At 57.2% G+C, this 563-nt stretch carries 1 protein-coding gene; it reads right to left on the bottom strand.

From position 1 onward, the window contains the following. Positions 1-491 (bottom strand): hypothetical protein (locus tag JK635_RS01425; RefSeq protein WP_202651730.1); only part of this gene is annotated, 491 nt, incomplete at its 3' end. Between the last annotated feature and the right edge of the window lie 72 nt (positions 492-563).

The following is a 563-nucleotide window of genomic DNA, read 5'->3' on the forward strand; positions in this document are numbered from 1 at the left end:
CCGGAAAGCGACTGCAACACGCGGCCATAACCTAGGGTGGCGACGTAAACGCTGAAGCGCTTCTCGTCGATCATTAGGGATGGAATCGTGAGCCCCTGAGCCTCGCAATATTGCGCTATGGAGCAGAATGCTGCCAAATAACCGATCAGCGTGTTGAAGGCCAGCGTTGGTCCAGCGCGCTTGTAGATTACCAGCGACATCAAATGCTGCATGTCATCGACCAGAGTCTGCCGTTCTGGCGCTACATCCCTTTCCTTCGATTTACCTGACCGCTTGATCCAAAATGCGAAGCTAAGTCCGACTGCCTGCCCGCGTGAGTCGTAGCCGGACCAATCCCAGAAAAGGTCGCCTCTTCGGGACGCCGCTTCGCCGTTCCTTCGACGGCTGATGGTGAAGTCGCTCGGGAGTCGCACACCGAGGGCATCGGCCCACTCATCGGGCGCAATCGCGCCACCGGGAAGCACAATGTTGGCTTGGTAGGAGCGCGTCATAGAGCGACTTCTAGGTCATTGAGCAAGGCGAGTTTTCCTGCCCAGAATTCGTCGAGTTCGCCATCGTTTTCC

This window comes from Neobacillus paridis, assembly GCF_016765675.1.
Classification (GTDB): Bacteria; Bacillota; Bacilli; order Bacillales; family Cytobacillaceae; genus Neobacillus; species Neobacillus paridis.